This window comes from Arenicella sp. 4NH20-0111, from assembly GCF_040366405.1.
Taxonomy (GTDB): domain Bacteria; phylum Pseudomonadota; class Gammaproteobacteria; order Arenicellales; family Arenicellaceae; genus Arenicella.
In genome coordinates this window covers 743573-766248 of sequence record NZ_BAABWF010000002.1, presented here as the reverse complement: position 1 = coordinate 766248, position 22676 = coordinate 743573, and the positions used below count along the sequence as shown (strand labels likewise).

The following is a 22676-nucleotide window of genomic DNA, read 5'->3' as shown; positions in this document are numbered from 1 at the left end:
GTTGGAATGAATTGTAAGTTATTGGTTTTGATTATCGTTGTCTATTTCTCTTCTTGGAACTCACTGCTTGCAAGGCCTGACTTTCTGGATGCGTGGAATGAAGTTTATCCTGATGTTCGAGCCTCTGAACTTGGTTGCCAGCTGTGTCATGCCAGCCGTGATGGTGGTGATGGCTGGAATGGGTACGGCTTCGACATTCGTTCTACGTTCATAGAAGTTTTTGCTCGTGCCGATATAAACGCTTCTATTGAATTTGTTGAGAATCTTAATTCGGATCAAGACAGTCTAAACTTTTCAAATGTTTCTGAAATTAGGCGTGGACTCTACCCAGGCTGGGTGGATGAGTCGTTGAATACCGTATTTTTTAAGGACGGTACTTTTTTATTGAACCAGAATTCTCCTGATCAAGAGCGCGTCTTTGTAGAGGAACAAGAGGTTTGTTTTACAATTATTAGCAAGAAAAAACGTACTGCGCTTATCTGTCTCTAGGCGTTAAACAATTTCTCTTTTTGAATATAGCTTATGAGTTTATTAGCTATCTCCTGATGTTTGAATTTCAAAAGCATGATAGGTTATGTTACAAGTGTTTTTTTAAATCAGTGGACGAAGTTAAGGAGTGAGGTGTGAGTGATACACTAAAGGGGAGTTGCCTTTGTGGTGATGTTAACTATTCTTTAAAGGACGATTTTAAGGCGTTTTATCAATGCCATTGCAAACAGTGCCAACAGTTAACTGGCTCTGCGTTCGCGTCTAACTTATTTACTGATACCGATAATATCGATTGGGTTTCAGGCGCTGATAGAGTCAAGGTTTACGAGCACCCGAGTAGGGAATTCTCTAACGCGTTTTGCTTAGGTTGTGGTTCAGCATTGCCGTTTTTAAATAAATCTAAATCGGCTCTCATTGTTCCTGCTGGCTCGTTGATCGACGCCCCTGCCATTGTTCCACAGGCTAATATTTTCGTTTCTGAAGAAGCCTGCTGGCTAAGAAGCGGGTTAAATGCGACACCTTATGACGGTTTTCCTGAGTGATCGACAGCAACGTGTTAGATGGTTGTCGGTTGTAACTGAAAAACGTAAACAGACTGGTCAAATGTTATGTGCCAGCTCTCTCATGTGATGATTAATATGAAATTTGTAATTGGTTCTTTGATTATTAGTTTTGGTATTCTTTTTGTGGTTGTTGTTGTCTTGGCTGCGATTAACCTTCAGGCTCCGGATAATGCTTTTAAATATTTAGGAGTAGCGTGGCTTGTGATTGCTGTATTTTGCTACCCGCTGGCTAAAAAAATTGTGCGTGAATGAACGGCGCACTCGGCTCGGTCAGTCCCTCCAGAGGCTTGAGGTAAGATTATGAATGTTCGATTATTTTCTATGATTGTTGCTGTGATGGCCCTCATCTTTACTGCTTTCTTTTTTGTCTCAGTTGTTCCGGCGTTATTGGCCGACTTTGATGTTCTTGGCGCATTTGCTGCTGGGTTCGTAAATCCATATTCATCGGGATACTCAGCCGATGTTATCGTTTGTTGGTTTATTCTGGCCACTTGGATTTGGTTTGAAAAGACTGAGTACCGTGTTCGAAACGGGTGGGTATGTTTGATTGTTGGAGTAGTGCCCGGTGTGGCTGTTGGTTTTGCCGCTTATTTGATTGTGAGGCAGCGTCAACTTAGTGTTACTAGCCGATAAGTCATCAAACAGTTTACAAAACAACCTGCATATCATGCAGTGCCATGATTAAAGTTACCTTGCTTTTATTGCCGCTAATGACTCCAACGTTTGCTGTTTGCTTTGTTTGACGCTGACATTGGGGCACTGGTAATAGCTCTACCGGCAAACGCTGCCAATTTTCGTAATGGGGTCGTAAAGAAAGGGTGCAGCTTTGTCCGCCCCAACTATTTGGTTGTTTAATAACCTTCACGTTTAACTGGCTGCGTTTGTTGTTTGAAATTTGAAGTCGCATATTGCTGACGGACGATTGTTCCAAAAAACGGCGATTACGAAATAACACATGCCACGTATTGTGTTGTTCTGCTGCGAGTTGCAAGCGTCGTATTTCTCTATTTTTGAGTGGTTGGTTGTTTGTCCAGCAGATGGTTGCGGCGCAACTTCCTGATGACAAAGCTTGCTCGCATGCCCATAAAGTGTCTTTGAGGCATTGTGTTTGAACAATATGTAAAAAATTAAGGTCTAAGCCTGCTTTAACAAGAGCTGGTGCAAAGGGCATTAATGGAGGTGCAATCCAAAGCACTTGTTTGGCACCAGACGGGCTTTTCTGCAATGCTTTTATGGCTGGCAATAATAGCCGTAATTCACCTACACCAGCCTTATCCAGCCCGATTTCTGTGGTGAGCCCAAGTCGCCATCCTTGAATGACTTCATCAAGTGGCTTGTGACCTGTTTTTAATATGTTGTGTGCGTTTTTATAGGCAGGGGGCTTTGACGTAGCGCGCCATACCTTTCCAGTTAGGCGTTGCTTAACTTCTTTATCTTGTTGTGCCAGGTACTCGTTAAAACGATTGAAGTTGTCTGCTTTGTTTTGGAGAGAGGGGAGGGGCGATGGAATTTTTTCTTGCTTTTTATTACTCATAACGCCATTTTATTTGAAATATGTACAAATTTCAAAATTATAGAAAGCGATTTAATACTCATTCAAAATCAGGAGGAAATCCGTTTTTTAACAAAGAGTTATGTGGATTTCTTTAAGTAAAAAAAGAGGAGGCATTAAGCCTCCTCTCGAAAATAGTGTTTTTAAGTGCGATCAGTTTAGTTTCGATAGACGTTCCCAAGTTTCGACAACTGAATCTGGGTTTAGTGAAACAGAATCAATCCCTTGCTCAAATAGCCATTCCGCCAAATCAGGATGATCACTTGGGCCTTGACCGCAGATTCCAATGTATTTTCCAGCCTTATTACACGCATCGATGGCCATGGAAAGCATTTTTTTGACGGCCGGGTTTCGTTCGTCAAACAGGTGTGAAACGATGCCTGAGTCACGGTCTAATCCAAGCGTGAGTTGAGTCATGTCGTTCGAACCAATTGAGAAACCATCGAAAAACTCCAAAAACTCATCCGCTAACAAGGCGTTTGCAGGAAGCTCGCACATCATAATGACTTTCAGTCCATTTTCGCCTCGTTTCAAACCATTCTCGGCGAGCAATTTAATGACTTCTTCCGCTTCGCCTAAGGTTCTTACGAACGGTATCATGATCTCAACGTTGGTTAAGCCCATTTCATCTCGAACGTATTTAACCGCACGGCATTCGAGTTCAAAGCAATCGCGCATTGAGGGGGCAATGTAACGTGAAGCGCCGCGAAATCCCAACATAGGGTTTTCTTCATCGGGCTCGTAGTCATGTCCACCGACCATATGAGCGTACTCGTTTGATTTGAAGTCCGACAGCCTAACGATGACTCGCTTAGGGCTGTAAGCTGACCCTAATGTGGATATGCCTTCTGCCAACTTCTTAACAAAAAAGTCGGTTGGGGAGTCATAACCAGCCATGTATTCATCAATGATTGATTTTACATCGGGTGATTGCTGGTCGTATTCGATTAAGGCCTTCGGGTGCACACCAATCATGCGATTAATGATGAACTCCAAGCGCGCTAGCCCGATGCCTTCATGAGGAAGTTGAGCAAAGGTGAAAGCCCGGTCGGGGTTACCGACGTTTTGCATGATTTTGAATGGTATATCAGGCATGTTATCGAGTTGGGTAACTTGCCTTTCAAAATCCAACTCACCAGCGTAAATATAGCCAGTGTCGCCTTCAGCGCAAGACACGGTAACAGGCATGCCATCTTCTAACTTTTCGGTTGCATCACCGCAGCCAACAATTGCAGCCACTCCTAATTCTCGCGCGATGATTGCGGCATGGCACGTTCTTCCACCTCGGTTTGTGATGATGGCTGACGCTCGTTTCATGACCGGCTCCCAATCTGGGTCAGTCATGTCTGTGACTAAAATATCTCCGTCTTGAACGATGTTCATTTCGTTAATACTCAAGACCTTACGAACTTTACCTGAAGCTATACGTTGCCCAATCGAGCGGCCTTCAACCAATACGTCACTCGTTTCATTGAGTTTGTAGCTAACCTTTTGGTTTGCATCACTCTGACTGGCGACAGTTTCGGGGCGCGCTTGAACAATATAAAGTTGCTGATCGTCGCCATCTTTAGCCCACTCTACGTCCATTGGACGCCCGTAGTGTTTTTCAATAATCACGGCCTGTCGTGCTAGAGATTCAACGTCAGCATCGGTGATTGAAAAGCGAGACCGATCTGCGGCATCAACGTCAACGGTGTCTACTGAGCGTCCAGCGGTTGTCTCAGAAGAGTAAACCATCTTTATAAGCTTGCTGCCTAGGTTTCGACGAACCACAGCAGGTCGATCGGCTTTTAAGGTTTCTTTGTGCACATAGAATTCATCGGGGTTAACCGACCCTTGCACGACGGTTTCTCCTAGACCATAAGAAGACGTTACGAATACCACGTCATCAAAGCCGGATTCAGTATCCAGAGTAAACATGACGCCAGCTGCCCCGGTTTCGCTTCGTACCATGCGTTGAATGCCGGCAGACAGGGCGACGTTTTCGTGCGCGTAGCCTTGGTGTACTCGATAGGAAATGGCTCGATCATTAAATAGCGAAGCAAACACCTCATGCACAGCGTGCTTAACCGCCTCAATACCTTCTATATTTAAAAACGTTTCTTGCTGACCGGCAAAAGAGGCATCAGGTAAGTCTTCTGCGGTAGCGGAGGATCTAACGGCTACTTTTAGACTTTCGTTTCCTCCTTGCATTTCTGCAAAGGCTACTTCAAGCGATCTATCGAACTCTGAAGGGAAGGGTGTGTCGATGATCCATTTACGAATGTCAGCACCGGCTGAGGTTAAATCGTCTATGTTGTCGACATCTAATGCGTCCAAACGCGCATTAATGCGTTTATCCAGGTTGTCAGTAGATAGAAATTCACGATACGCATCAGCAGTGGTTGCAAAACCATTCGGCACCGAAACGCCGAGAGAGGTTAGGTTACCGATCATTTCGCCAAGGGATGCGTTTTTACCACCTACTTTTTCAACATCGTTGATAGTTAATAGGTCGAACGCAATGATGTGTTTGTTAGCTTGTCCGCTCACAGTTTAATCCTCATTGGATTAAGGTTTTTCGTGGGTCGTCAAGTTTAACATATAAGGCCTATATATCGACTGTTAACACCGTAAGAAATGCAATTGTGCACATAACTCTGGCGAATCTATGAATTGTGCTTGATGGTCTTATGGCGTTACACTTCGCCTAACTACCATCGGTGATTTTATGAAACGCAAAGTCTTTTATTTGTCAGACAGTACTGGTCTGACGGCAGAAAATTTGGGCAAAAGCCTATTGGCACAGTTTCCCCATATTCAGTTCGAAAGTATTACTCGACCCTTCGTGGATACTCCAGAAAAAGCCCAACGAATAGCCATCGAGATCAATCAGGAAGCGCAGACGAGCTCAACCCGTCCAATTGTTGTAGATACCATCGTTGATTCGGACGTCAGCAATGTAATTGCCGCTGCAGAGTGTTTTTACATCGATATTTTTTCAACATTTTTGTCCCCGTTAGAAAGTGAACTCGGTGTGAAATCAGCCCACAACGTGGGGCACCTTCCTATCTTTGTGGAAGGAAGTCGTGTTGTGGACGAAAACTATATGCAACGTATTGATGCTGTGCATTTTGCCTTGGCAAACGACGATGGTATGCAATTGAACAGATACGCTGACGCTGACATTATTCTGATCGGTGTATCACGAACGGGAAAAACACCCTCTAGCGTATATTTGGGTATGCAATATGGCGTAAAGGCTGCGAACTACCCCTTGATCCCTGATGACTTAGAGCGCAATAAACTGCCAGCCGCTTTAGCTGATCACCAAAAGAAACTGTTCGGCTTGACAATCCGGCCAGCTAGGTTGTCTGAAATACGAAATGAAAGAAAACCGAATAGTGACTACGCAGCCTTGAGAACCTGCGTTGATGAAATCAGACAGGCTGAAACGTTATATAGGCAGTATAGAATCCCCTATATTGATACCACACAACTCTCGATTGAAGAAATATCAGCCCGAATGCTACAACGCGCTGGCATTGAACGCCGAGTGAGTAGTTTATAGTGCTCTATGGATGATCAAGATGCTCTTTTTATGGCGCGAGCATTGGAGCTTGCTAGGGAGGCCGAAGATTCCGGTGAAGTGCCGGTTGGAGCGGTATTAGTACAAGACGGGATCGTGATAGGCGAGGGATCAAACTCGCCTATCAACTCTCATGATGTGACCGCACACGCCGAGATTCTGGCATTAACGTCAGCGTGCCATCAAAAACAAAACTACAGGCTACCAAACAGCACACTCTACGTGACTCTAGAGCCCTGCGCGATGTGTGCTGGGGCTATCGTTCACGCGAGGGTTTATAGAGTGGTGATAGCGACGCCTGAGCCTAGAGCAGGAGCCGCCGGCTCGGTGTTTAATATTCTTGATAATCCGTCTCTTAATCACCGCTGCACGGTCGAAACCGGTTTGTTGCAAGAGGAAAGCGCGACCATGCTCAAAGCATTCTTCAAAGCGAGGCGGCGTGCAGCCAAGAGCAGTAAGGCGGCAACGAAAAACGCTTAACTCAGCGTTTAGTATGGCGCAGAACGTATTTACAAGAGTGCCCTAGAGCGCGCTTCTTATCTTCTGCGCAATAGACTCGAGCTCAACAGGATCTGCCATGGTAGAAGCGTGATGTTTGGCGCCCAAAATTGAGCCCGGCATCACGTGAAAGTGGATGTGAGGGACCGTCTGGCCCGCCGCTTCTCCGTTTAGCTGAAACAACGTGATGCCCTCAGCGTTCATTGCTTTCTTAACCGCTCTTGAAATGACCTGAACGGACTCTATTAGGTCAACAGCGGCGGAGGTGCTTAGGTCCATGATTGTGATTGCGGGCTCTTTCGGAATCACCAGTGTGTGCCCCTGAGCTTGGGGCATGATGTCCATAAATGCCAGTGTAGTCTCGTTTTCGAAAACCTTAATGCAAGGAATTTCATTGCGAAGTATCTTTGCAAAAATATTGTTGTCGTCGTAATTCATGTTCTTTGGGCTACTTATCTTAATATTTCACGACTATACACGTATTTTGAGTATGGCTACCAGTATCATTACAGTGCGAAAAAGATAATAATACGCGCAACAAAAGAGAGCATTTATGTCTAAAGAAAACGCGCCTACCGCACAACCTAAGCAACACCGATCACTCAGAGATGCCTTTGGGCAATTTGCTACTGGAGTGACAGTTGTAACGACGGTCGATAACAACGGCAAACCAATAGGGTTGACGGCCAATAGCTTTGCGTCGGTTTCCTTAGATCCGGCTTTAGTCTCTTGGTGCGTGGATAAATCATCCACGAGGTTTTCAGAGTTTGCGCAAGCCGAGTATTTTTCTATCAGTGTTCTAACTTCTTCTCAGGAAGAAATTTCAAATCTGTTCGCTTCAAGGAGCTGGGACGATACGGTTTTTAATGATACCGATTGGTATGAAGGACATCATGGTGTACCGCAAATTCCTGGTTGTATGGCCAGATTTCATTGCAGAACAAAGCACGTTTACGAAGGTGGTGATCATTTAATCATCGTCGGGGCTGTGGAAGATTATGATAGTGAGCCTCAGTCGCCTTTACTGTTCTCTCAAGGCGGTTATCAACGAATCGGGTAGCTTCGGGTAGAGTAGGTAATTAGGCAGCTGTGTTAGGTTGGTTAAACGCAATAGATTCACACCAGTCAGGCAGCGTGCTTAGGTCAGCATGCTTAAGTCTCAAGCCGATCGATCGTTATTGACCTATCGGCTGAAAACCATACCCAGAAATGAACAGCGTATTTATTCGATGAGTGTCGAAATACTGAGTGTTAAGACTTCAGATTGGCCGGGTTCAGCACTGACTGTTTCTGATTGATAGTCACCTGGTTGGGCCACTGGCTGGCCTGATTTTGAGATTCTGGCACTGACCGTTATTTCTTTAAAAAGCGACATTTTAAATTGCGGTACCATTGCATCGTTATCTGACAGGGCGAGGCTGATTGGCAAATCAGCGACGCGTAAGCGTCTCACAGCCAACGGTGGGGGCGGGCCATTGACCGCTCGTGCGAATACGAATACTGGGTCTTGCGGGTTAAGTGCTGCCTGGATTTCCGGAGCAATACTGATCGTGACATTCACTCCGTTGCCGGAGCTGGCTTGGGAGTCAGAATCTGATTTTTGGTCCGTTGAATTGGTCGCGGTTACTGCCGCTGCCGGTATGGCATCTTGGCCAAGGGCTTCGCTCATGATTTCCCTTAGCTCATTTTGTTGCTCTGGCTGGTCTTCTAAGATGGTCAAAAGCAATCCCCAGTGCTTTCTTGCCGTGACTTTGTCGGTTGCTTGAACCGCAGCTAACCCTCTAAGCCACAGAGCTTGCCGGTTGTTGGGGTTTAAGGACAGAGCTTTATCGGCGTGTCTAGTCGGCTCACCGCTCATGTTTCCACCAGCAGCCAGCGCCGTGGCGTCAGCCAAAGAGGCATAAATATCTGCAGATTCACCCCCTAATTCCAAAACCTTTCTTAAGCCTAGACTGGCCTTAGAATATTCCCCGAGGGCTAAATAAGTTCTTGATAGTAACGCCCAGCCTTGGAGGTCATTGGGTGCCTCTTTGAGGCGGTTTTCAAGGTTAACAACCATTTGGTTGATTTCTTGTGGTGATGGTTGTTGTTCAGAATTACTTGCCGCCTGTGTCGCGATAACCCTGTTTTCATCTAATGCATCTGGCGTTCCAACCGCGGTATAAATCGAAGCTGCACCGAGAGGTAAAAATAGGCAAAGTGCCGTAATCGCTGCTTTGTTTGGGCGTCGAGGCAGCACGGCATTATCATCGTTGTCGGTATTAGCTAGGTCGATGTCATGAGCTAGCGTGGTTTCGATTTCGAGTTTTAGAGCCTCATAGTCTGTGGCTGAAATGCTTGCGTTTTTTAATTGCTCTTCTAATTCCGCGAGGCGTTCTTTTGCGTAGTGTATATTCTGCGCTTGCCGAGCGTAGGAAAACGTATTTCGAGTGAAGAGCAGAGGCCACACTAACAGTGCGAGTGTGGCAAGAACTATCAGTATTGCTGCTAAAACAAAAGTAACCATGATTCTATCTGCCTAACTCAATCGTTGTTTGGGGTTTCGTTTGGTTTTCCCAATGACGGAGAGCTACTCATTAGGTTTCTTACTTTAATTCGAACGGCTTCATCGTCAGCTTGGGAGCTTTTCAGGAGCTCCGCGTCTTGTTTTTTTCTAATCCTTCTTAATAACGAAAAAACGACAAGGGCAAGCAGAACGAACGGTCCAATCCACAAGAAGGCGGTGGCCGCGGTAAATCTCGGTTTATACAGAACAAAATCTCCGTACCGATCAAGCATGAATGCTTTAACTTCTTGATTAGACTTTCCTTCATCTATCAACGTTCGCGTTTTACGACGTAAATCTGCGGCTATCGGCGCGTCGGAGTCAAGTAGATTTTGGTTCTGGCATTTTGGGCATCGTAGCTCGGCGATTAAGCTCTTATATCTAGCTTCCTCTTCCGCCGACTTAAATTCAGCAAGTTCGACAACACTGAATGCAGCGCCAGAAATGCTGATAAGCGTGAGCAAAACAATCGCGTTTAGTTTCAGTTTAGATAACATCAATGTTCACCCCTTTGCACTAGCAAAAAGTGTTTGCAGTTGAGGAAAAAACGGCGCTATCTCAGATTCGAGAATTTGCGGGTCTATCGGGCCTGCGTGTCGATAAATTATGTTGCCTTGTTCGTCGATAACAAACGTTTCGGGGGCACCATACACTCCCCATTCAATGCCGACGTCCCCATTAATATCACTGGGGATTTTAGTATAGGGATTTCCGCGTTGAGCTAGCCATCTGGTGGCGTCTTGTGGCTTGTCTTTGTAATTTAGGCCAACAAGCGGTATGGAAGTCTTGGACGCAATTTCATTAAAAATTGGGTGTTCGTATTTACAGGAAGGGCACCACGAAGCCCACACGTTCAATATCCAACGTTCCCCTTTGAGGTCTGATGGACTGAAGGTCGATCCGCTGCCGTTAAGTAGGTCAAGTGAAAAATGAGGCGCTGGTTTATTAATCAATGCTGACGGAAGCTCTTTAGGGTTAAGCGTGAGACCAACGCCTAATAAGATTGCCAACGCAAAAAAAGCAAATAGTGGAATTAAAAATTTAGTTTTCATGTCATTTGAGCCGACTAAGCGGTTGTGACCTCTGCCATTTGCTGCTTGCTCATCTTTTTAATAGGGCGTCTATAGCGGCGGTCAGTGATCGAGATCAAGCCACCCAGTGCCATTAAGAAGCCCCCAACCCAAATGCAGGCTACAAAAGAGCGCATGTAGAGTCGAGCGCTCCAAGCCCCGTTCTTCAGTTCGTCGCCTAAAGAAACATAGATATCACGCGCTAAGGTTGTATCAATGGCGGCTTCAGTCATTGGATTTCCTGAAGAATAAAAGCGTTTTTGAGGGTTTAGGGTGAACGCGTTGTTGCTATTTGACGCAACGGAAACCAAAAAGTCGCCCTCATTGGCGGTGTAGTTAGCCTCTCTTTTTTGAGTGACACCATTAAAGGTGAACTCATACTCTCCCAAGGTGTAGGTGTCACCGGGTGCGAGGCTAATGTCTTTTTCCAAACTGTAGGTGTTTACATGCGTCACACCGATGATAAACACCGCGACCCCAAAATGTGCCACGCTCATTCCCCAAATTGAAGCAGGAATCTTACGAATGCCGGTCAAAACACTGGTTTGGTGTTTTAGTCTTTCAAGCAGACCATAAAGGCTCCATAAGAGCACCCAGTAACCAAGACTAGATCCGAAAAAGCCTCCCCACTTAAACTCATCGACCGACAGCATAAAGGTTGTTAGGCCACCGAGTACTAAGCTACTGGCCAGTATTATCAGTGATTGAGGTTTGAACCGTGAGAGGTCGTCGCGTTTCCAGCGGCTTGTTGAGCCGATGCCGACGATAATGGCGAGAGGAATTGTAAGTAGGGCGAACATGAAATCGAAGTAGGGCGCGCCAACCGAGATTTTCTTGCCAAATGCATCAAACAGAATCGGCGCTAGCGTACCCACCAGTACCATGAAAGCAGCGACCACAAATAATATGTTGTTCATTAACAGGCTGGTTTCTTTTGAAAACAGTCCGTAGTTGATGTCGCTGGTCAATTTGTGTGCCCGTGCGGCGTATAACGATAAAGAGCCGCCAATGACGACCAATAAAAAGGACAAAATAAACAAGCCGCGCGTCGGGTCGGTGGCGAATGAGTGAACGGAGGTTAAGACGCCTGATCTGACTAAAAATGTGCCCAGCAAACTCAACGAGAACGCTAGGATGGCCATCAAAATAGTCCAAGCCTTAAATGCCCCTCGTTTTTCAGTCACTGCTAAAGAGTGAATTAAGGCGGTTCCCACAAGCCAAGGCATGAATGATGCGTTTTCTACTGGGTCCCAAAACCACCAACCGCCCCAGCCAAGTTCGTAGTAGGCCCACCAGCTGCCAAGTACGATACCGATTGTCAGAAAGAGCCATGCGACGGTGGTCCATGGTCTTGCCCAGCGAGCCCAGGCGGTGTCTAGTTTTCCGCTCAACATGGCTGCTATGGCAAAAGCGAATACTACGCTGAATCCAACATAACCCATGTACAACATAGGAGGGTGAATCAAAAAACCCGGGTCTTGAAGTAAAGGGTTAAGCTCGTTTCCGTTCAGAGGAACTGGAAACAGCCGGTCAAATGGGTTTGAGGTTGCCAGCGTAAAGAGTATGAACCCAATACTAACAATCCCCAGTACTGACATTACGCGCGCGACCATATCTCTTGGGATACCTTTGCTGAATTTGGCCACGAGTGCAGTCCAACTGCTTAACATTAATATCCAAAGGAGCAACGAACCCTCGTGCCCGCCCCATACTCCGGATAAGCGATACATTAATGGTTGGTCAAGGTTGGACGTTCTCGCTACGTATTGTATTGAGAAATCATTGATGTAGAACGCATACGTGAGTACACCGTAGGAAGCGAGCACTAGCAACCATTGAGTGTAGGCCGCGGTGCGGCCAAACATCATCCAACTTTGGCGCCGATTCATGGTGCCGGCCAATGGAAGAATGGATTGCGCTACGGAGACACACAAGGCCAAGACTAAACAAAAATTACCGATTTCACCCAACATAGTGAGTATGCCTCTATCTAATTGCTAGTAGCTGACGGGGCCGTCGGCCTCATCACATTTATTTGCTTGAGCCAACATAACTGCATCGGCAGCTTCATTGGGAACGTAATTTTCATCGTGTTTGGCGAGTACCTGAGACGCGATCAGCATGGGTTTTGCATCAAATTTTCCAACTGTCACGATTGCTTGGCCCTCTCTAAATAGGTCGGGCAAGATACCGGTGTATTGAACTGCAACGTCGTTTTCACAGTCAGTAATCCTAAAGCGTTGCGTTACTCCGTCTTCAAGGCGAGTTACGCTGCCTTTGCGCACCAGTCCGGCCACACGGTATGTTTGCTCTGTGCTAACCCCGTCATTGGCAACTTGAGTTGGCGTTCGAAAATACTCAATGCTGCTTTGCATTGCTTGAAGCGCTAGGAATGTCGCTATGCTCATTCCAAACACAACTAATGCGATGACAGTAAAACGTTTTTTTTGGGTTGGGCTCATTGTTATTTGCGTTGTTTCTTATTGGTTAGAGTCGAGCTTTCTTTCACGCTCAATTTGCCTTAGAAGTTCAGCCTTTATTTTAGCATTATTGAACTTACTTAGAATCACAATCACTACCAGAGCGCCTAGGCTAAGCCCCCATGAAGTCCAAACATGAAATGCGTATCCACCCATGTTAAAAAAGTCTGTCCAATTCATTATTGGGAATCTCCAGTATTTTGAATCAGGTCTCGAACCCAACGGCTCTTACGTTCATTATTTAAGACCATATTTTGTGCTGAAAGAAAGAGTGCATAGCCATAGAAAAACATAAAGCCGGCAATCATGAGTAAAAGCGGAGTCAGCATGTCTGATGGCATTCTGGGGCCTCCTTCAGCAAATACGGTAGCGCCCTGATGTAAGCTGCTCCACCATTCTACTGAATAGTGAATAATTGGCACGATGACGATACCCACGATTGACAGCATGGCCATGGCTTTCTCTGCCGTTTTGCGTTCCTCGAAGGCGTGATAGGTCGCCATTACGCCAAAATATAAAAACAATAAAATGAGTTCTGACGTTAATCGTGCATCCCAAGTCCACCACGTTCCCCAGATAGGTTTTCCCCAAATAGATCCGGTAATGAGCGCCAGCGCGGTAAACACGGCTCCTAAGGGGGCGGAGCATATGGCCACAACAAAGGCCATTTTCATACGCCAGACCATGCCGATGGCGGCGGCTACAGCCATGATGGTATAAACCATCAGTGAGAGCCATGCGGCCGGAACATGAACGTAAATAATCCTAAAGCTATCGCCTTGCTGATAATCGGCGGGGGCTTTAAACAACCCTAAGTAAGCTCCTGAAAGGATGAGAGCTAAGCTTAGTAGCCCGAAAATCGGCGTCATATACTGGGCAATGCCATAAAATTCTCTAGGCGATGCCAATCGATGATAGGTGCGATCTAAAAACTTCCAAATTATGCTGAATGGATTCACGATTTATCGTTCTCTTCTAGTTTATGGTTGCTTTCAGTGCGCCTGCAATGGCAAAGGGTGCGAGTGTTAAGCTTAGCGTTAAAATTGCAGCAAGTGTGTAGACCTGACTGATGGTCTCCAACCCTTGTTCAGATTGTGAAATCATGCCTGCTCCAAAAATTAAGATCGGAATATAAAGAGGCAGAATAATCACGGCTATTAGAACGCCACCACGACGTAATGTAACGGTAAGCGCGGCCCCGATAGCGCCAATGAGCGTAAGACTTGGCGTTCCCAATAACAGGCCGACAAATAATACCCAAAATTGATCGACAGGTATATTAAATGTAATGCACAGAACGGGGCTGAATAAGCTTAGAAAGAGTCCAGTTGCGGTCCAGTGAGCGATTACCTTACCAAGCATGGCCGCTGGCAGATTACGTTGATGTATGACGGCTTGCTCTAGTGTGCCATCTTGATAATCTGCGTGAAACATACTTTCAAGGCTTAATAGAGTCGCGAGAACTGCGGCCACCCAAATAACGCCTCCGCCGATACTCTGAAGAAGATTCACCTCTGCGGGTAAGCTAAATGGAAACAATAGGGCAATGATCACAAAAAACACCAGCGGTTGGACCAACGCGCCGGTGTTTCGGAACATCAATAGCCATTCACGATGAAAGTACAATATGAGAGTGCTCATTCGTGGTGACCACTCTCGTTCAGTATTAGCTCGTCTTTGAACGGGCTAATCGAGCTTGCGTCTAAACTCTGGTGATGGGTCATTATAATAGCGCCGTCACTCTCAAGGTGCTGAACACATATACTTTCTATTAGGCTTCGACCTTGTGTGTCTATGCCCGTGAAAGGCTCATCCAAAACCCAAACTCTCTTTGGACTGAGCAGTAGCCGTGCAAACGCTAATCGGCGTCTCTGACCAAACGATAGAGACTGTGCTGGCAGGTCTGCGCACCTAAGTATCTTTAGTTGCGCTAAACAGTCATCTAAATGGTTTTCATCAGACAGGCCTTCAAGTCGCTGTTGAAAACGCAGGTTTTCAATCGCAGTCAGTTCATTTTTTAAGCCGTCTTTGTGACCTATGTAGGCCATCTCAGCTCGGGCTGTTTCAGATCGTCCAAGAAGCGTGCCATCGTAAATCACATTTCCATTTTCAGCGCTATTTAGGCCACAGATAATTCGAAGCAGGCTGGTTTTTCCCGAACCATTGGCGCCAATCACATGCAAGCAACGACGTTGACTTAAATCAAAGCTCAAGTTTTCAAACAGAACCATGTCTCCACGAACACAAGCCAAGTCATCCGCACGAAGTATTGGGTTTTGGTTGCTACTCTTGTTAGAGGTGAAAGGGGTGGTCATCCGTATGATTTTGGGACTTTGCAAAGCGGGCAGTTTATCAATACCATGTATAGCTTGCACTAGTATATTTAGTCTATTTATAAATCAATTAATGGTGAAAGAGTAACATGGATTTTTCGAAATATAAGCTCATAGGGCAATCCGTAGATTTAGGCGAATTTTCAACCCATGAGACGGGTGGTGAAAGTGAAAAAGAGCTAAAGAAAATCCGCGAAAAACTTTGGGAAGACGTGGCCGAGTTGCAAGAAGCACTTTACGCAGAATCGAAGCAGTCTGTGCTCGTTGTTTTGCAGGCGATGGACGCGGCAGGTAAGGACAGCACAATTGAAAAGCTGACGCGAAATCTCAATGCGCAGGGTTGTAAAGTACATAGCTTTAAGAGCCCCACAAAACTAGAGAAGGCGCATGATTTTCTTTGGCGTGTCCACGCATGTAGTCCGCAGGCTGGCGAGATTGGTATTTTTAACCGCTCTCATTATGAAGACGTCTTGATTGTAAAGGTCCATAACTGGGTTGATCAGGACGAAATTATTCGTCGTTATCAACACATTAATAACTTTGAGTCATTGATTGCTGATCGTGGAACCAAAGTGGTCAAGTTTATGTTGAATATTTCGCCGGAATATCAATTGAGTCGATTTAAGAGTCGTTTAGAGCGAGCTGAGAAAAACTGGAAATTCAACCCTGGAGACTTGGATGAACGAAAGCTATGGCCGGATTATATGTCTGCTTTTGAAGACGCCATGCAAAATTGTGCCAGCGAAGCGTCGCCGTGGTATGTGGTTCCTGCACAAGACAGGCTTTTCAGAGATGTAATGATTGCTTCCGTGTTGAAAGATACGCTTGAGTCGATGAAATGTGAATACCCAGAACCGGAGTTTGACGTGAGTGAATTCACAGCCGACTCTATTTCTTAAAAGCAGTAGGATTAATTGATGCCAAGTGCCTCAAGATTGCGTTTGGCTACTTCATCACCTTGTTTTGCGGCGCGTTGAAACCACTCAACCGCTGTCCTACGGCTATTAGCGACACCCCGACCTCGTGCGTACATCAATCCGAGATTGGTTTGCGCGCCTGGGTAGCCTTTCTCGGCTGCGGTACGATACCAGTAGACGGCCTCTCCATAATCTCTGGGTAAAACAAGGCCGTCTTCGTATAGGCTACCTAAGTCCGATTGCGCCCAGCCTCGGCCTTCATTGGCAAATTTACGGATGGCGGGTAGAGATGAGCGCACAATTTTATCCGCTTCAGCGCGACTGCGCGGAAAACCGCGACCTAAAAAGTGCATGTAGGCAAGCCTCATCTGAGCTCTGGCAATGCCTTTATCGGCTAAAGGCTGCAACAAAGCGCCGGCCTTTGCGTAATCGCCGCTGTAGTAGGCATCTAACCCTTGTTGCAGATACTGTTTGTCAAAAGCTTCTTGTTCCGATGCCTGTTCAATGGGTGTCCTGGCTTCGCTAATCGGAGACGTTGGTTGAGCTGCATCAGCAGCCGAGGCTTGTGTCTGCACTGCGGACGTCGACGCGGTCGATGACGTGGTCGACGAATCTACGTTGGGTTCGACCGGAGCGGTCGATTGCTGTTGCGCTGTTTCAGCGAGAGGCTTTGCGCGAGAAATCATTGCTTCAATTAGCGGTATGGATTTATGTTCCGGATCTATTAGCGCTACTGTTGCTAGTTGTGCGGCGGCAGCGCCAAAGTCTCCTGTCAAAACAGAGGTGTTGGCTTGATCGATAAAATGGTCTGCGATCTTTTTAATCCCGATTCTGGCCGGTTCATTGGAGTCATCTAATCTAAGCGCTTGTTGAAAAAAGGTTAACGCACTTGATCTGGCCGGTAAAATTAAGTTTCCAGCATCGAAAGCATCTTGAGCTTTACGCAGAGTGTTGACAATATTTTTCTGTAATTGGTAGTCCTGTATGGCTAGATCTAGATCTTCGTATTCGGGCGATGATTTGTTGACGTAAGCCAGTCTGTCGAGGTAGTTGGACGCTAGGGCTTCTTTGTTTTCGTTTAACGCATTAAGTCCTCGGACCAGAAAATGTTGTTGTATCTTTTCTAACCCTTCACCGGCATCGGCGTTATTCGGATTGAGAGAAAGTACTTGCTTGTAAACCACCACGGCGTTTTGGTTCCGTGGCTGAGTGAATTGCCGCTCTCTAACGTGATCGGATGCCACTTTTAAGAGTTCTCGAATTTGTGTATCGGTAGCGTCTATTTCGCGGTACGTGTTTGCTCGTCCAGCGTCGGTTTCTCGAGCGAAGCTTGACACTCCGGCAGCGGTTTCTTCAAATTCTTGGCCACCAAGTTCTACTACTCGGTTTTCTTCAAGTTGTTTTGCTACTTCGGTGACGGTGTCCTTTTTGTCCGGCCAAAAGAACGCGGCGATGATTAACAATACAACAAATCCTGCTACCCAATTCGCTACATTAAAATCACTGTATCGACTAAAAAGACCAAATTTCTTGCGCTTATTCACGCCAGAAAGATTTCCTCCTATCACTTGCTGCCTACGCGGAGGTTCGCCAAAATCCAATTCAGGCGCTGGTTTACGAGTTTGCGAGGGAGTCGCCTTTTTGGTACGACCAGACAACGCCGATTCAATTTCCGATCTAGAAGGTGGGTTTGACATCGCGATATATGGTTAAGTGATTAGATAGCCAGTTACTTAGCCCGTCGAGACTAGTAGAAGGCTAAGTGTTAATTGATTAAATATACCACAACTCAAACGTCATTCCTCAGAGGTAACATTCCCTTAATCGGCTTGTATATACCCCTTTTTACGGTTAATTGATTCAATTTGATACCACCCATCGTTTTTAGAAATCACGTAAATACCGGTGCCAGATTGTAATTTCAGCAATTTCTGAGAATAGGGGTTGGGTTTGCTGAAAACGTCGTAATTACGTTCAATGATGACGAGGTGAGGGCCCGTGCTCAATGGCTTTCCAGCCAATTTGGCGGTGACGCCTTTGGGTAATACTGGTTGTGGTTTAACCGTTTCCGGGTCTAATCCGCTGGCTTTGGCTAGCCTGTCTAGGCTTAATTCTGAAAGAAAACCGTTGGCGCTGGGAATCTCTTGCTGGCTTTCAAATTGCCTGACGGCATTGGCAGATCGCGGCCCCCAGAGGCCATCTATTTGCCCGATACGGTAGCCGAGCTGACTCAGTGCCGCTTGGGCGAACAGTATTTGGCTGCGTTCAGCCTTCTTTATAGGCTCTGAGCTAAGTGGTGGCGGAGGGGGCGGCGCTTCTACGATAGGCTCAGGCAAAACTGGTTGTTCTACCGGCACGCAGGATGTTGTTATTAGTACTAGGGTTGAGATTAATAGCAAACGACTATTTAAACACTTCAAAACCGGAAATAGGAAGTGGTTCGGTGTGAACGATGTTAATAAACGTAGGCCGTTAGGTAGATCGGTAGCCATATTTAATTGTATTTTTATTTTTGAAAACGTGCGACTCAATACAGCGAGCTTTACAAGTACTGAGTTGGCAAGGTGAGTAAAGTAATTATTGGGTATTTATAACCGATTTGTAATGGAGATTAAAGCAGTCAAACTTTGCTTGTGACTGACAAATATTGTTTTGATGAAAAAAACCTATAAATGTCTGAGAGTTGCCAAACTATTTTCTTTGTCATAATTAATTCTAATTATCGCTCCAAAGTCGAGTTCAAGCCTGAACATGCGTTCAAGAGGCGCTCCCATGATGTGTGAATGCAGCAAGCGTTGTACGCCAGAGTGAGTTACAACGGCTACCTTTTTGTGATTATTTAATAAGAGCTCCTCCCAGAAATTCATGACTCTGGTTTGCATTTCCTGCATGCTTTCTCCGTTAGGCGTGGATTGCGTGGTGAAGTCCTGCATCCAACGTAAAGCTTGTTCGGAATTGAGCTCAGACCATGGGAGCATCTCCCAGTCACCAAAGTTATACTCTTTTATGCGCGGCTCCTGTAACAGAAAGTCTCCAGGCAATGATAATGCTAATTTCAAACAACGTTGAAGTGGGCTAGTAATAACGACGTCATAGTGGGAATGAGTCTTTAGCGTAATTTCTTTGAATTCATTTTCGTAGTTTGACGCTAATTCTAAGTCAGTTTGGCCGTAACATATGCCTTTTGCAACGTTGGGGGTCGTGTGTCTAATAAGATCAATGATCATTATCGAAGTGTCCGTACGAGAATGTTAGAAGTCTAAGCAGAAGGGCTAAATAAGCGCCACACACACTAGTAGGAACAGCACTTCGGTTACCTGTTGAATTGCGCCAAGTACATCACCGGTGTATCCGCCTATGCGTTTAGCACTGTATTGAATTAAGATCTTCGAAGCCCAGTAGGCGGATACCATTCCAATAATCACTGCTTCGATTGAGTAGAGAGCAAGAAGTAAACACGGCGCCAGAGCAACCCAGTTTGAAAAAAGATTAGCGGCGTGAGTCAGAGGTTTGTTTGCGATCGGCTTTACTTTACTCTTGTCTATGTCTTGGACGTATTGATGATGCTCGATCACTCGCGAGGAATGTTGCCGGCTAACGGTATGAGCTGAAAGAGTGCATAAGCACCAGGCCGCCGGACTGATTGTAGCCAGTTCATAGAGTAGGCCAAATTTCACGCTAAGTATCCCAATCAACGCAACCGTACCATAGGTGCCGATTCTGCTGTCTTTCATGATTGTTAACACTTGATTTGCATTCCAGCCACCACCAAAGCCATCGCAAGAGTCTGCAAAACCATCTTCATGAAATGCGCCTGTTGCTAACACAGTGGAAATCATCGACAGCATCACGGAGATGGATAAAGGCAGAAACAATTGAAAAAATAAAAATGTCGTGCACGCTATAGCGCCAATAACCAGTCCGATGCTGGTGAAATATTTTCTTGATTCAGCAAGCAGGTCTTCAGAATAGGGCGTATTAACCGGAACCCTGATTCTTGTGTAAAACATTAACGCGGTGTAAAACAGGGTTTTTTCGTGATGATTGAAAAGTGTCATTATCGCTTTGCTCTTGCTGTGTCTAGCTGTTGACAAATTGTATTAATGGCCTGCAATTGCCTGATCGTATGACGTTGTAAATGATCAGGGTTTACAAAAAATAGATTGTTCTCTTTTACCGCGGTAAGACTTGGCCAGCGTTTCCAGTCCTCTAGCCATTCAGGGCGTTCTTCTCCCATACCACTTGCGATGATTGCTTCAGGGTTTAGCGCAATAATGGACTCGATGCTGACTCTCGGTGCCACCGCCACTTCTTCCATGAATACGTTGGTGCCTCCACAAGTCCGGATGGCGTCAGATATGATGTGGTTCCCATTTATCGAAATTAGCGGGTCGTTCCAAACTTGATAGAATGTGGTTACTTTGGGTTTTTCGGCATTTGCAATACGATGCTTATCTATGGCATTGAGAAATTGTTGTGCGGCTCGGTCTGCTTGGTTCTCATTTCCGGTGACGGCGCCCAATAGTCGCAAGCTTTTCGCTATATCGTTCAGAGAGTCCGGTTGGTCAATAAGAATGGTAAACCCAAGTTCCCGTAGCTTAGATATGTTGTCCTGGGAATTTCCAGAATCCCATGCAACGATCAAATCTGGGTTCAATTCGACAATACGTTCGTGATTGGTTTGTTGGTAGCCCCCAACAATCGGGTGCTTGACTGCATTGGCAGGATAGTCGCTGTGGCTGACAACCCCCACGATTTGGTCACCCGCTCCGATTGTGTATAAGTTCTCAACGATATGTGGTGCTAGTGCAACAATGCGGGTCGCCGGCTTGTCTAGTGTGACCTTTTTGCCTGAAAAATCGGTTACGGAAATTTTTTGAAAATCGGTCGTAGGATTTGGAATGTCCGCCTTTTGCGAGCCGCTGTTGTCATCACAGGAAGTGAGCAGTAAGCCGCAGAACAGCGTCAGCCAAACTGCCCCCCATTGAGGTACAGAGCCACGAAGGTGGGCGTGAAAATTAGGCATGTTTATCGCTGACCCCGGCGGCGTCAAAGGTTGCCATGTTGGCGTGAAGGTTTAGGGCGTTTAACAAGATAGGCACGGCAACCGCTGCTCCGCTGCCTTCACCTAAGCGAAGGCCTAAATCAAGTAAGGGAGACGCGCGTAATTTCTCCAGAGCATGACCGTGCGCAGGTTCTGCCGATGTGTGTGAAAACAACATCCAATCCCGACAATTGGGGTTGATTTCGCAGGCCAAAAGAGCCGCTGCGGTGCATATGAATCCATCAATAAGGCTCGGGATCTTGCATTGTGCTGCGGTGATGTACGCTCCTGTTAGAGCGGCAATCTCAAAGCCGCCTACGTGCTGAAGTACGCTCAATGGATCATTCAACTTCGACTGATGACATTTTAACGCCGCGTCGACGACATTCGATTTATGGGTTTGTTCAGAGGGGGTTAATCCCGTGCCAGGCCCAACTGTGTGTTTAGCGGTAAGTCCTAACCGTGAAGCATAAATAGCGGACGCCGCCGTGGTATTGCCGATGCCCATTTCCCCACCTATAAAAAGGCAGCCAGAATTACTTGTTGTGCTCTGCAATGTAAAATCTAAAACTTCGCTCCTACCGACATTTAATGCTCTTTCTAATTGATCGGAGGTCATCGCTGGGGCCAATGACAAATCTTGAGTCGAAGGGGCAATTTGTGCATTAGTAAGTTTAGAGTGGTCGTTGATGGATCCTATGGTCCCTAAATTAACCACACGAAAGTCCGCGCCTAAGGAGTTCGCTAAAACGCTGATCGCAGCCCCTCCGTTTAAAAAGTTCTGAATCATTTGCCCCGTCACTTCCTGCCCAAATGCAGATACATTTTGAGCGCAGACGCCATGATCAGCGGCAAACACCCGAATTAGAATTTTATCTATAACCGGGGTTTCATTGGATTGCCAAGATGCGAATTTAACCGCAATATCTTCCAGTCGCCCCAATGAGCCAGCGGGTTTTGTTAACGTCGCTTGTCTCGCTAACGCCGCCTCTAAGGCGGCACGGTCTGGTTGCGGGCAGGGTTCGAATACCCAATGTTTTGATTGTTTAGGTTTCATGATTTTGGATGGTGAGAGTTACTCTTAAGAACTTGAGGTAAGCCCGCGGTAATTAGGGAAACATTGCTGCATACCTGTGCTAGTTCTTGATGCAGCCAGCCAATGTTGTCCACGTACTCACGACTCAGTGTACCCATCGGAATTACGCCGCTTCCCACTTCATTACTGACCATCACGATATTGTGTTGGGTCGATTGTACGTGGTGTACTAGTTGCTGCTGATAAGCGTGCCATTGTGTCGGCCGCTGATGCATGCAGTTACTAACCCAGAGCGTGAGGCAGTCAATAAGAATGGTAGATCTGTTTGTTAGCGAGGCGATGAGATCGGGTATTTCCATTGCTTCCTCAAGTAAATTCCAACCGGCATGTCGATCGGACTGATGTTTAGAGATTCTTACTTTCATCTCGTGATCATCGGCCGTGGCCGTCGCAAGATATACTAGATCTGTGTTAGTTCGCTCCGCTAATTCAGTGGCCAGGGTTTCAGCGTATCTGCTCTTGCCGCTTCGAGCTCCTCCCAAAACCAGATGTGTTACAGCTTCATTGTTCATTTAAGGACG

27 protein-coding genes are annotated in these 22676 nt (G+C 46.1%); 8 read left to right on the top strand and 19 right to left on the bottom strand.

Features of this window, described 5'->3' with window-relative positions:
- Positions 1 to 6 precede the first annotated feature (6 nt).
- The 4 genes from ABWW54_RS07425 (at position 7) to ABWW54_RS07410 (ending at position 1685) form a co-directional block, all read left to right on the top strand.
- Positions 7 to 489, top strand: coding sequence for a hypothetical protein (locus tag ABWW54_RS07425; protein WP_353411582.1), 483 nt, complete (start codon positions 7 to 9; stop codon positions 487 to 489).
- A gap of 134 nt (positions 490 to 623) precedes the next feature.
- Entirely contained in the window at positions 624 to 1031 is a 408-nt protein-coding gene (locus ABWW54_RS07420) for a GFA family protein (protein ID WP_353411581.1), read from the top strand.
- Positions 1032 to 1127: 96 nt separating this feature from the next.
- Positions 1128 to 1304 carry a hypothetical protein gene (locus ABWW54_RS07415; RefSeq protein ID WP_353411580.1) on the top strand — a complete coding sequence of 59 codons (177 nt, stop codon included), beginning with the start codon at positions 1128 to 1130 and terminating at the stop codon, positions 1302 to 1304.
- Between the two features lie 48 nt (positions 1305 to 1352).
- Positions 1353 to 1685: a DUF2834 domain-containing protein gene (locus ABWW54_RS07410; protein ID WP_353411579.1), complete on the top strand. Its 333-nt coding sequence runs from the start codon at positions 1353 to 1355 to the stop codon at positions 1683 to 1685.
- Between the two features lie 13 nt (positions 1686 to 1698).
- On the opposite strand, the gene imuA is transcribed toward ABWW54_RS07410, so the two are convergent.
- Positions 1699 to 2586: a translesion DNA synthesis-associated protein ImuA gene (gene imuA, locus ABWW54_RS07405; protein WP_353411578.1), complete on the bottom strand. Its 888-nt coding sequence runs from the start codon at positions 2584 to 2586 to the stop codon at positions 1699 to 1701.
- Between the two features lie 171 nt (positions 2587 to 2757).
- Positions 2758 to 5136 (bottom strand): phosphoenolpyruvate synthase, encoded by a 2379-nt coding sequence (ppsA, locus tag ABWW54_RS07400; RefSeq protein ID WP_353411577.1) that lies wholly within the window; start codon positions 5134 to 5136, stop codon positions 2758 to 2760.
- A gap of 178 nt (positions 5137 to 5314) precedes the next feature.
- Here ppsA and ppsR point away from each other — a divergent pair, with 178 nt between their 5' ends.
- Positions 5315 to 6154, top strand: coding sequence for a posphoenolpyruvate synthetase regulatory kinase/phosphorylase PpsR (ppsR, locus tag ABWW54_RS07395; RefSeq protein WP_353411576.1), 840 nt, complete (start codon positions 5315 to 5317; stop codon positions 6152 to 6154).
- 6 nt (positions 6155 to 6160) lie between these two features.
- Positions 6161 to 6652, top strand: a complete 492-nt coding sequence (tadA, locus tag ABWW54_RS07390; protein ID WP_353411575.1) for a tRNA adenosine(34) deaminase TadA — start codon at positions 6161 to 6163, stop codon at positions 6650 to 6652.
- Positions 6653 to 6694: 42 nt separating this feature from the next.
- Here the strand turns inward: tadA and ABWW54_RS07385 are convergent, their stop codons facing one another.
- Positions 6695 to 7108: an HIT family protein gene (locus ABWW54_RS07385; protein WP_353411574.1), complete on the bottom strand. Its 414-nt coding sequence runs from the start codon at positions 7106 to 7108 to the stop codon at positions 6695 to 6697.
- Between the two features lie 115 nt (positions 7109 to 7223).
- Between ABWW54_RS07385 and ABWW54_RS07380 the strand changes: the two genes are divergently transcribed.
- Positions 7224 to 7730: a flavin reductase family protein gene (locus ABWW54_RS07380; RefSeq protein ID WP_353411573.1), complete on the top strand. Its 507-nt coding sequence runs from the start codon at positions 7224 to 7226 to the stop codon at positions 7728 to 7730.
- Between the two features lie 162 nt (positions 7731 to 7892).
- On the opposite strand, the gene ccmI is transcribed toward ABWW54_RS07380, so the two are convergent.
- The 9 genes from ccmI to ccmA are packed head-to-tail and all read right to left on the bottom strand — an operon-like array spanning position 7893 to position 15080.
- Positions 7893 to 9176, bottom strand: coding sequence for a c-type cytochrome biogenesis protein CcmI (gene ccmI, locus ABWW54_RS07375; protein ID WP_353411572.1), 1284 nt, complete (start codon positions 9174 to 9176; stop codon positions 7893 to 7895).
- Between the two features lie 17 nt (positions 9177 to 9193).
- Positions 9194 to 9712 carry a cytochrome c-type biogenesis protein gene (locus ABWW54_RS07370; protein WP_353411571.1) on the bottom strand — a complete coding sequence of 173 codons (519 nt, stop codon included), beginning with the start codon at positions 9710 to 9712 and terminating at the stop codon, positions 9194 to 9196.
- Between the two features lie 6 nt (positions 9713 to 9718).
- Entirely contained in the window at positions 9719 to 10267 is a 549-nt protein-coding gene (locus ABWW54_RS07365; RefSeq protein WP_353411570.1) for a DsbE family thiol:disulfide interchange protein, read from the bottom strand.
- Positions 10268 to 10281: 14 nt separating this feature from the next.
- Positions 10282 to 12258, bottom strand: coding sequence for a heme lyase CcmF/NrfE family subunit (locus ABWW54_RS07360; RefSeq protein ID WP_353411569.1), 1977 nt, complete (start codon positions 12256 to 12258; stop codon positions 10282 to 10284).
- Positions 12259 to 12282: 24 nt separating this feature from the next.
- A complete protein-coding gene (gene ccmE / locus ABWW54_RS07355; protein ID WP_353411568.1) occupies positions 12283 to 12747 on the bottom strand; it encodes a cytochrome c maturation protein CcmE in 465 nt (154 codons plus the stop codon).
- 18 nt (positions 12748 to 12765) lie between these two features.
- Positions 12766 to 12945, bottom strand: coding sequence for a heme exporter protein CcmD (gene ccmD / locus ABWW54_RS07350; protein ID WP_353411567.1), 180 nt, complete (start codon positions 12943 to 12945; stop codon positions 12766 to 12768).
- Positions 12945 to 13724 carry a heme ABC transporter permease gene (locus tag ABWW54_RS07345; protein ID WP_353411566.1) on the bottom strand — a complete coding sequence of 260 codons (780 nt, stop codon included), beginning with the start codon at positions 13722 to 13724 and terminating at the stop codon, positions 12945 to 12947. The genes ccmD and ABWW54_RS07345 overlap by 1 nt, the downstream gene beginning before the upstream one ends.
- 16 nt (positions 13725 to 13740) lie before the next feature.
- Positions 13741 to 14406: a heme exporter protein CcmB gene (ccmB, locus tag ABWW54_RS07340; protein ID WP_353411565.1), complete on the bottom strand. Its 666-nt coding sequence runs from the start codon at positions 14404 to 14406 to the stop codon at positions 13741 to 13743.
- Positions 14403 to 15080, bottom strand: a complete 678-nt coding sequence (gene ccmA, locus ABWW54_RS07335) for a cytochrome c biogenesis heme-transporting ATPase CcmA (RefSeq protein ID WP_353411564.1) — start codon at positions 15078 to 15080, stop codon at positions 14403 to 14405. Before ccmA ends, ccmB begins: the two co-directional genes overlap by 4 nt.
- A 107-nt stretch (positions 15081 to 15187) precedes the next feature.
- Between ccmA and ABWW54_RS07330 the strand changes: the two genes are divergently transcribed.
- Entirely contained in the window at positions 15188 to 15997 is an 810-nt protein-coding gene (locus ABWW54_RS07330) for a PPK2 family polyphosphate kinase (RefSeq protein ID WP_353411563.1), read from the top strand.
- An 11-nt stretch (positions 15998 to 16008) separates the two neighbouring features.
- Here ABWW54_RS07330 and ABWW54_RS07325 read toward each other — a convergent pair whose 3' ends face one another.
- The 7 genes from ABWW54_RS07325 to cobU form a co-directional block, all read right to left on the bottom strand.
- Positions 16009 to 17712: a tetratricopeptide repeat protein gene (locus tag ABWW54_RS07325; protein ID WP_353411562.1), complete on the bottom strand. Its 1704-nt coding sequence runs from the start codon at positions 17710 to 17712 to the stop codon at positions 16009 to 16011.
- Positions 17713 to 17835: 123 nt separating this feature from the next.
- Positions 17836 to 18351 (bottom strand): peptidoglycan-binding protein, encoded by a 516-nt coding sequence (locus ABWW54_RS07320; RefSeq protein WP_353411561.1) that lies wholly within the window; start codon positions 18349 to 18351, stop codon positions 17836 to 17838.
- A gap of 330 nt (positions 18352 to 18681) precedes the next feature.
- Positions 18682 to 19242: an alpha-ribazole phosphatase gene (gene cobC / locus ABWW54_RS07315; RefSeq protein WP_353411560.1), complete on the bottom strand. Its 561-nt coding sequence runs from the start codon at positions 19240 to 19242 to the stop codon at positions 18682 to 18684.
- 45 nt (positions 19243 to 19287) lie between these two features.
- On the bottom strand, positions 19288 to 20073 hold the full coding sequence (gene cobS / locus ABWW54_RS07310; protein WP_353411559.1) for an adenosylcobinamide-GDP ribazoletransferase: 786 nt from the start codon (positions 20071 to 20073) through the stop codon (positions 19288 to 19290).
- A complete protein-coding gene (locus ABWW54_RS07305) occupies positions 20073 to 21041 on the bottom strand; it encodes a cobalamin-binding protein (protein WP_353411558.1) in 969 nt (322 codons plus the stop codon). Before ABWW54_RS07305 ends, cobS begins: the two co-directional genes overlap by 1 nt.
- Entirely contained in the window at positions 21034 to 22116 is a 1083-nt protein-coding gene (gene cobT, locus ABWW54_RS07300; RefSeq protein ID WP_353411557.1) for a nicotinate-nucleotide--dimethylbenzimidazole phosphoribosyltransferase, read from the bottom strand. The genes ABWW54_RS07305 and cobT overlap by 8 nt, the downstream gene beginning before the upstream one ends.
- The gene (cobU, locus tag ABWW54_RS07295; protein WP_353411556.1) at positions 22113 to 22667 is read right to left on the bottom strand and encodes a bifunctional adenosylcobinamide kinase/adenosylcobinamide-phosphate guanylyltransferase; all 555 of its coding nucleotides are present in this window, start codon (positions 22665 to 22667) and stop codon (positions 22113 to 22115) included. Before cobU ends, cobT begins: the two co-directional genes overlap by 4 nt.
- Positions 22668 to 22676 lie beyond the last annotated feature (9 nt).

Coding starts and splice junctions, on each gene's coding strand:
- ABWW54_RS07425 (WP_353411582.1), top strand. CDS start 7: ATGAATTGTAAGTTATTGGTTTTGATTATCGTTGTCTATTTCTCTTCT.
- ABWW54_RS07415 (WP_353411580.1), top strand. CDS start 1,128: ATGAAATTTGTAATTGGTTCTTTGATTATTAGTTTTGGTATTCTTTTT.
- ABWW54_RS07410 (WP_353411579.1), top strand. CDS start 1,353: ATGAATGTTCGATTATTTTCTATGATTGTTGCTGTGATGGCCCTCATC.
- imuA (WP_353411578.1), bottom strand. CDS start 2,586: ATGAGTAATAAAAAGCAAGAAAAAATTCCATCGCCCCTCCCCTCTCTC.
- ppsR (WP_353411576.1), top strand. CDS start 5,315: ATGAAACGCAAAGTCTTTTATTTGTCAGACAGTACTGGTCTGACGGCA.
- tadA (WP_353411575.1), top strand. CDS start 6,161: ATGGATGATCAAGATGCTCTTTTTATGGCGCGAGCATTGGAGCTTGCT.
- ABWW54_RS07385 (WP_353411574.1), bottom strand. CDS start 7,108: ATGAATTACGACGACAACAATATTTTTGCAAAGATACTTCGCAATGAA.
- ABWW54_RS07380 (WP_353411573.1), top strand. CDS start 7,224: ATGTCTAAAGAAAACGCGCCTACCGCACAACCTAAGCAACACCGATCA.
- ccmI (WP_353411572.1), bottom strand. CDS start 9,176: ATGGTTACTTTTGTTTTAGCAGCAATACTGATAGTTCTTGCCACACTC.
- ABWW54_RS07370 (WP_353411571.1), bottom strand. CDS start 9,712: ATGTTATCTAAACTGAAACTAAACGCGATTGTTTTGCTCACGCTTATC.
- ABWW54_RS07365 (WP_353411570.1), bottom strand. CDS start 10,267: ATGAAAACTAAATTTTTAATTCCACTATTTGCTTTTTTTGCGTTGGCA.
- ABWW54_RS07360 (WP_353411569.1), bottom strand. CDS start 12,258: ATGTTGGGTGAAATCGGTAATTTTTGTTTAGTCTTGGCCTTGTGTGTC.
- ccmE (WP_353411568.1), bottom strand. CDS start 12,747: ATGAGCCCAACCCAAAAAAAACGTTTTACTGTCATCGCATTAGTTGTG.
- ccmD (WP_353411567.1), bottom strand. CDS start 12,945: ATGAATTGGACAGACTTTTTTAACATGGGTGGATACGCATTTCATGTT.
- ccmB (WP_353411565.1), bottom strand. CDS start 14,406: ATGAGCACTCTCATATTGTACTTTCATCGTGAATGGCTATTGATGTTC.
- ccmA (WP_353411564.1), bottom strand. CDS start 15,080: ATGACCACCCCTTTCACCTCTAACAAGAGTAGCAACCAAAACCCAATA.
- ABWW54_RS07330 (WP_353411563.1), top strand. CDS start 15,188: ATGGATTTTTCGAAATATAAGCTCATAGGGCAATCCGTAGATTTAGGC.
- ABWW54_RS07325 (WP_353411562.1), bottom strand. CDS start 17,712: ATGTCAAACCCACCTTCTAGATCGGAAATTGAATCGGCGTTGTCTGGT.
- cobC (WP_353411560.1), bottom strand. CDS start 19,242: ATGATCATTGATCTTATTAGACACACGACCCCCAACGTTGCAAAAGGC.
- cobS (WP_353411559.1), bottom strand. CDS start 20,073: ATGACACTTTTCAATCATCACGAAAAAACCCTGTTTTACACCGCGTTA.
- ABWW54_RS07305 (WP_353411558.1), bottom strand. CDS start 21,041: ATGCCTAATTTTCACGCCCACCTTCGTGGCTCTGTACCTCAATGGGGG.
- cobT (WP_353411557.1), bottom strand. CDS start 22,116: ATGAAACCTAAACAATCAAAACATTGGGTATTCGAACCCTGCCCGCAA.
- cobU (WP_353411556.1), bottom strand. CDS start 22,667: ATGAACAATGAAGCTGTAACACATCTGGTTTTGGGAGGAGCTCGAAGC.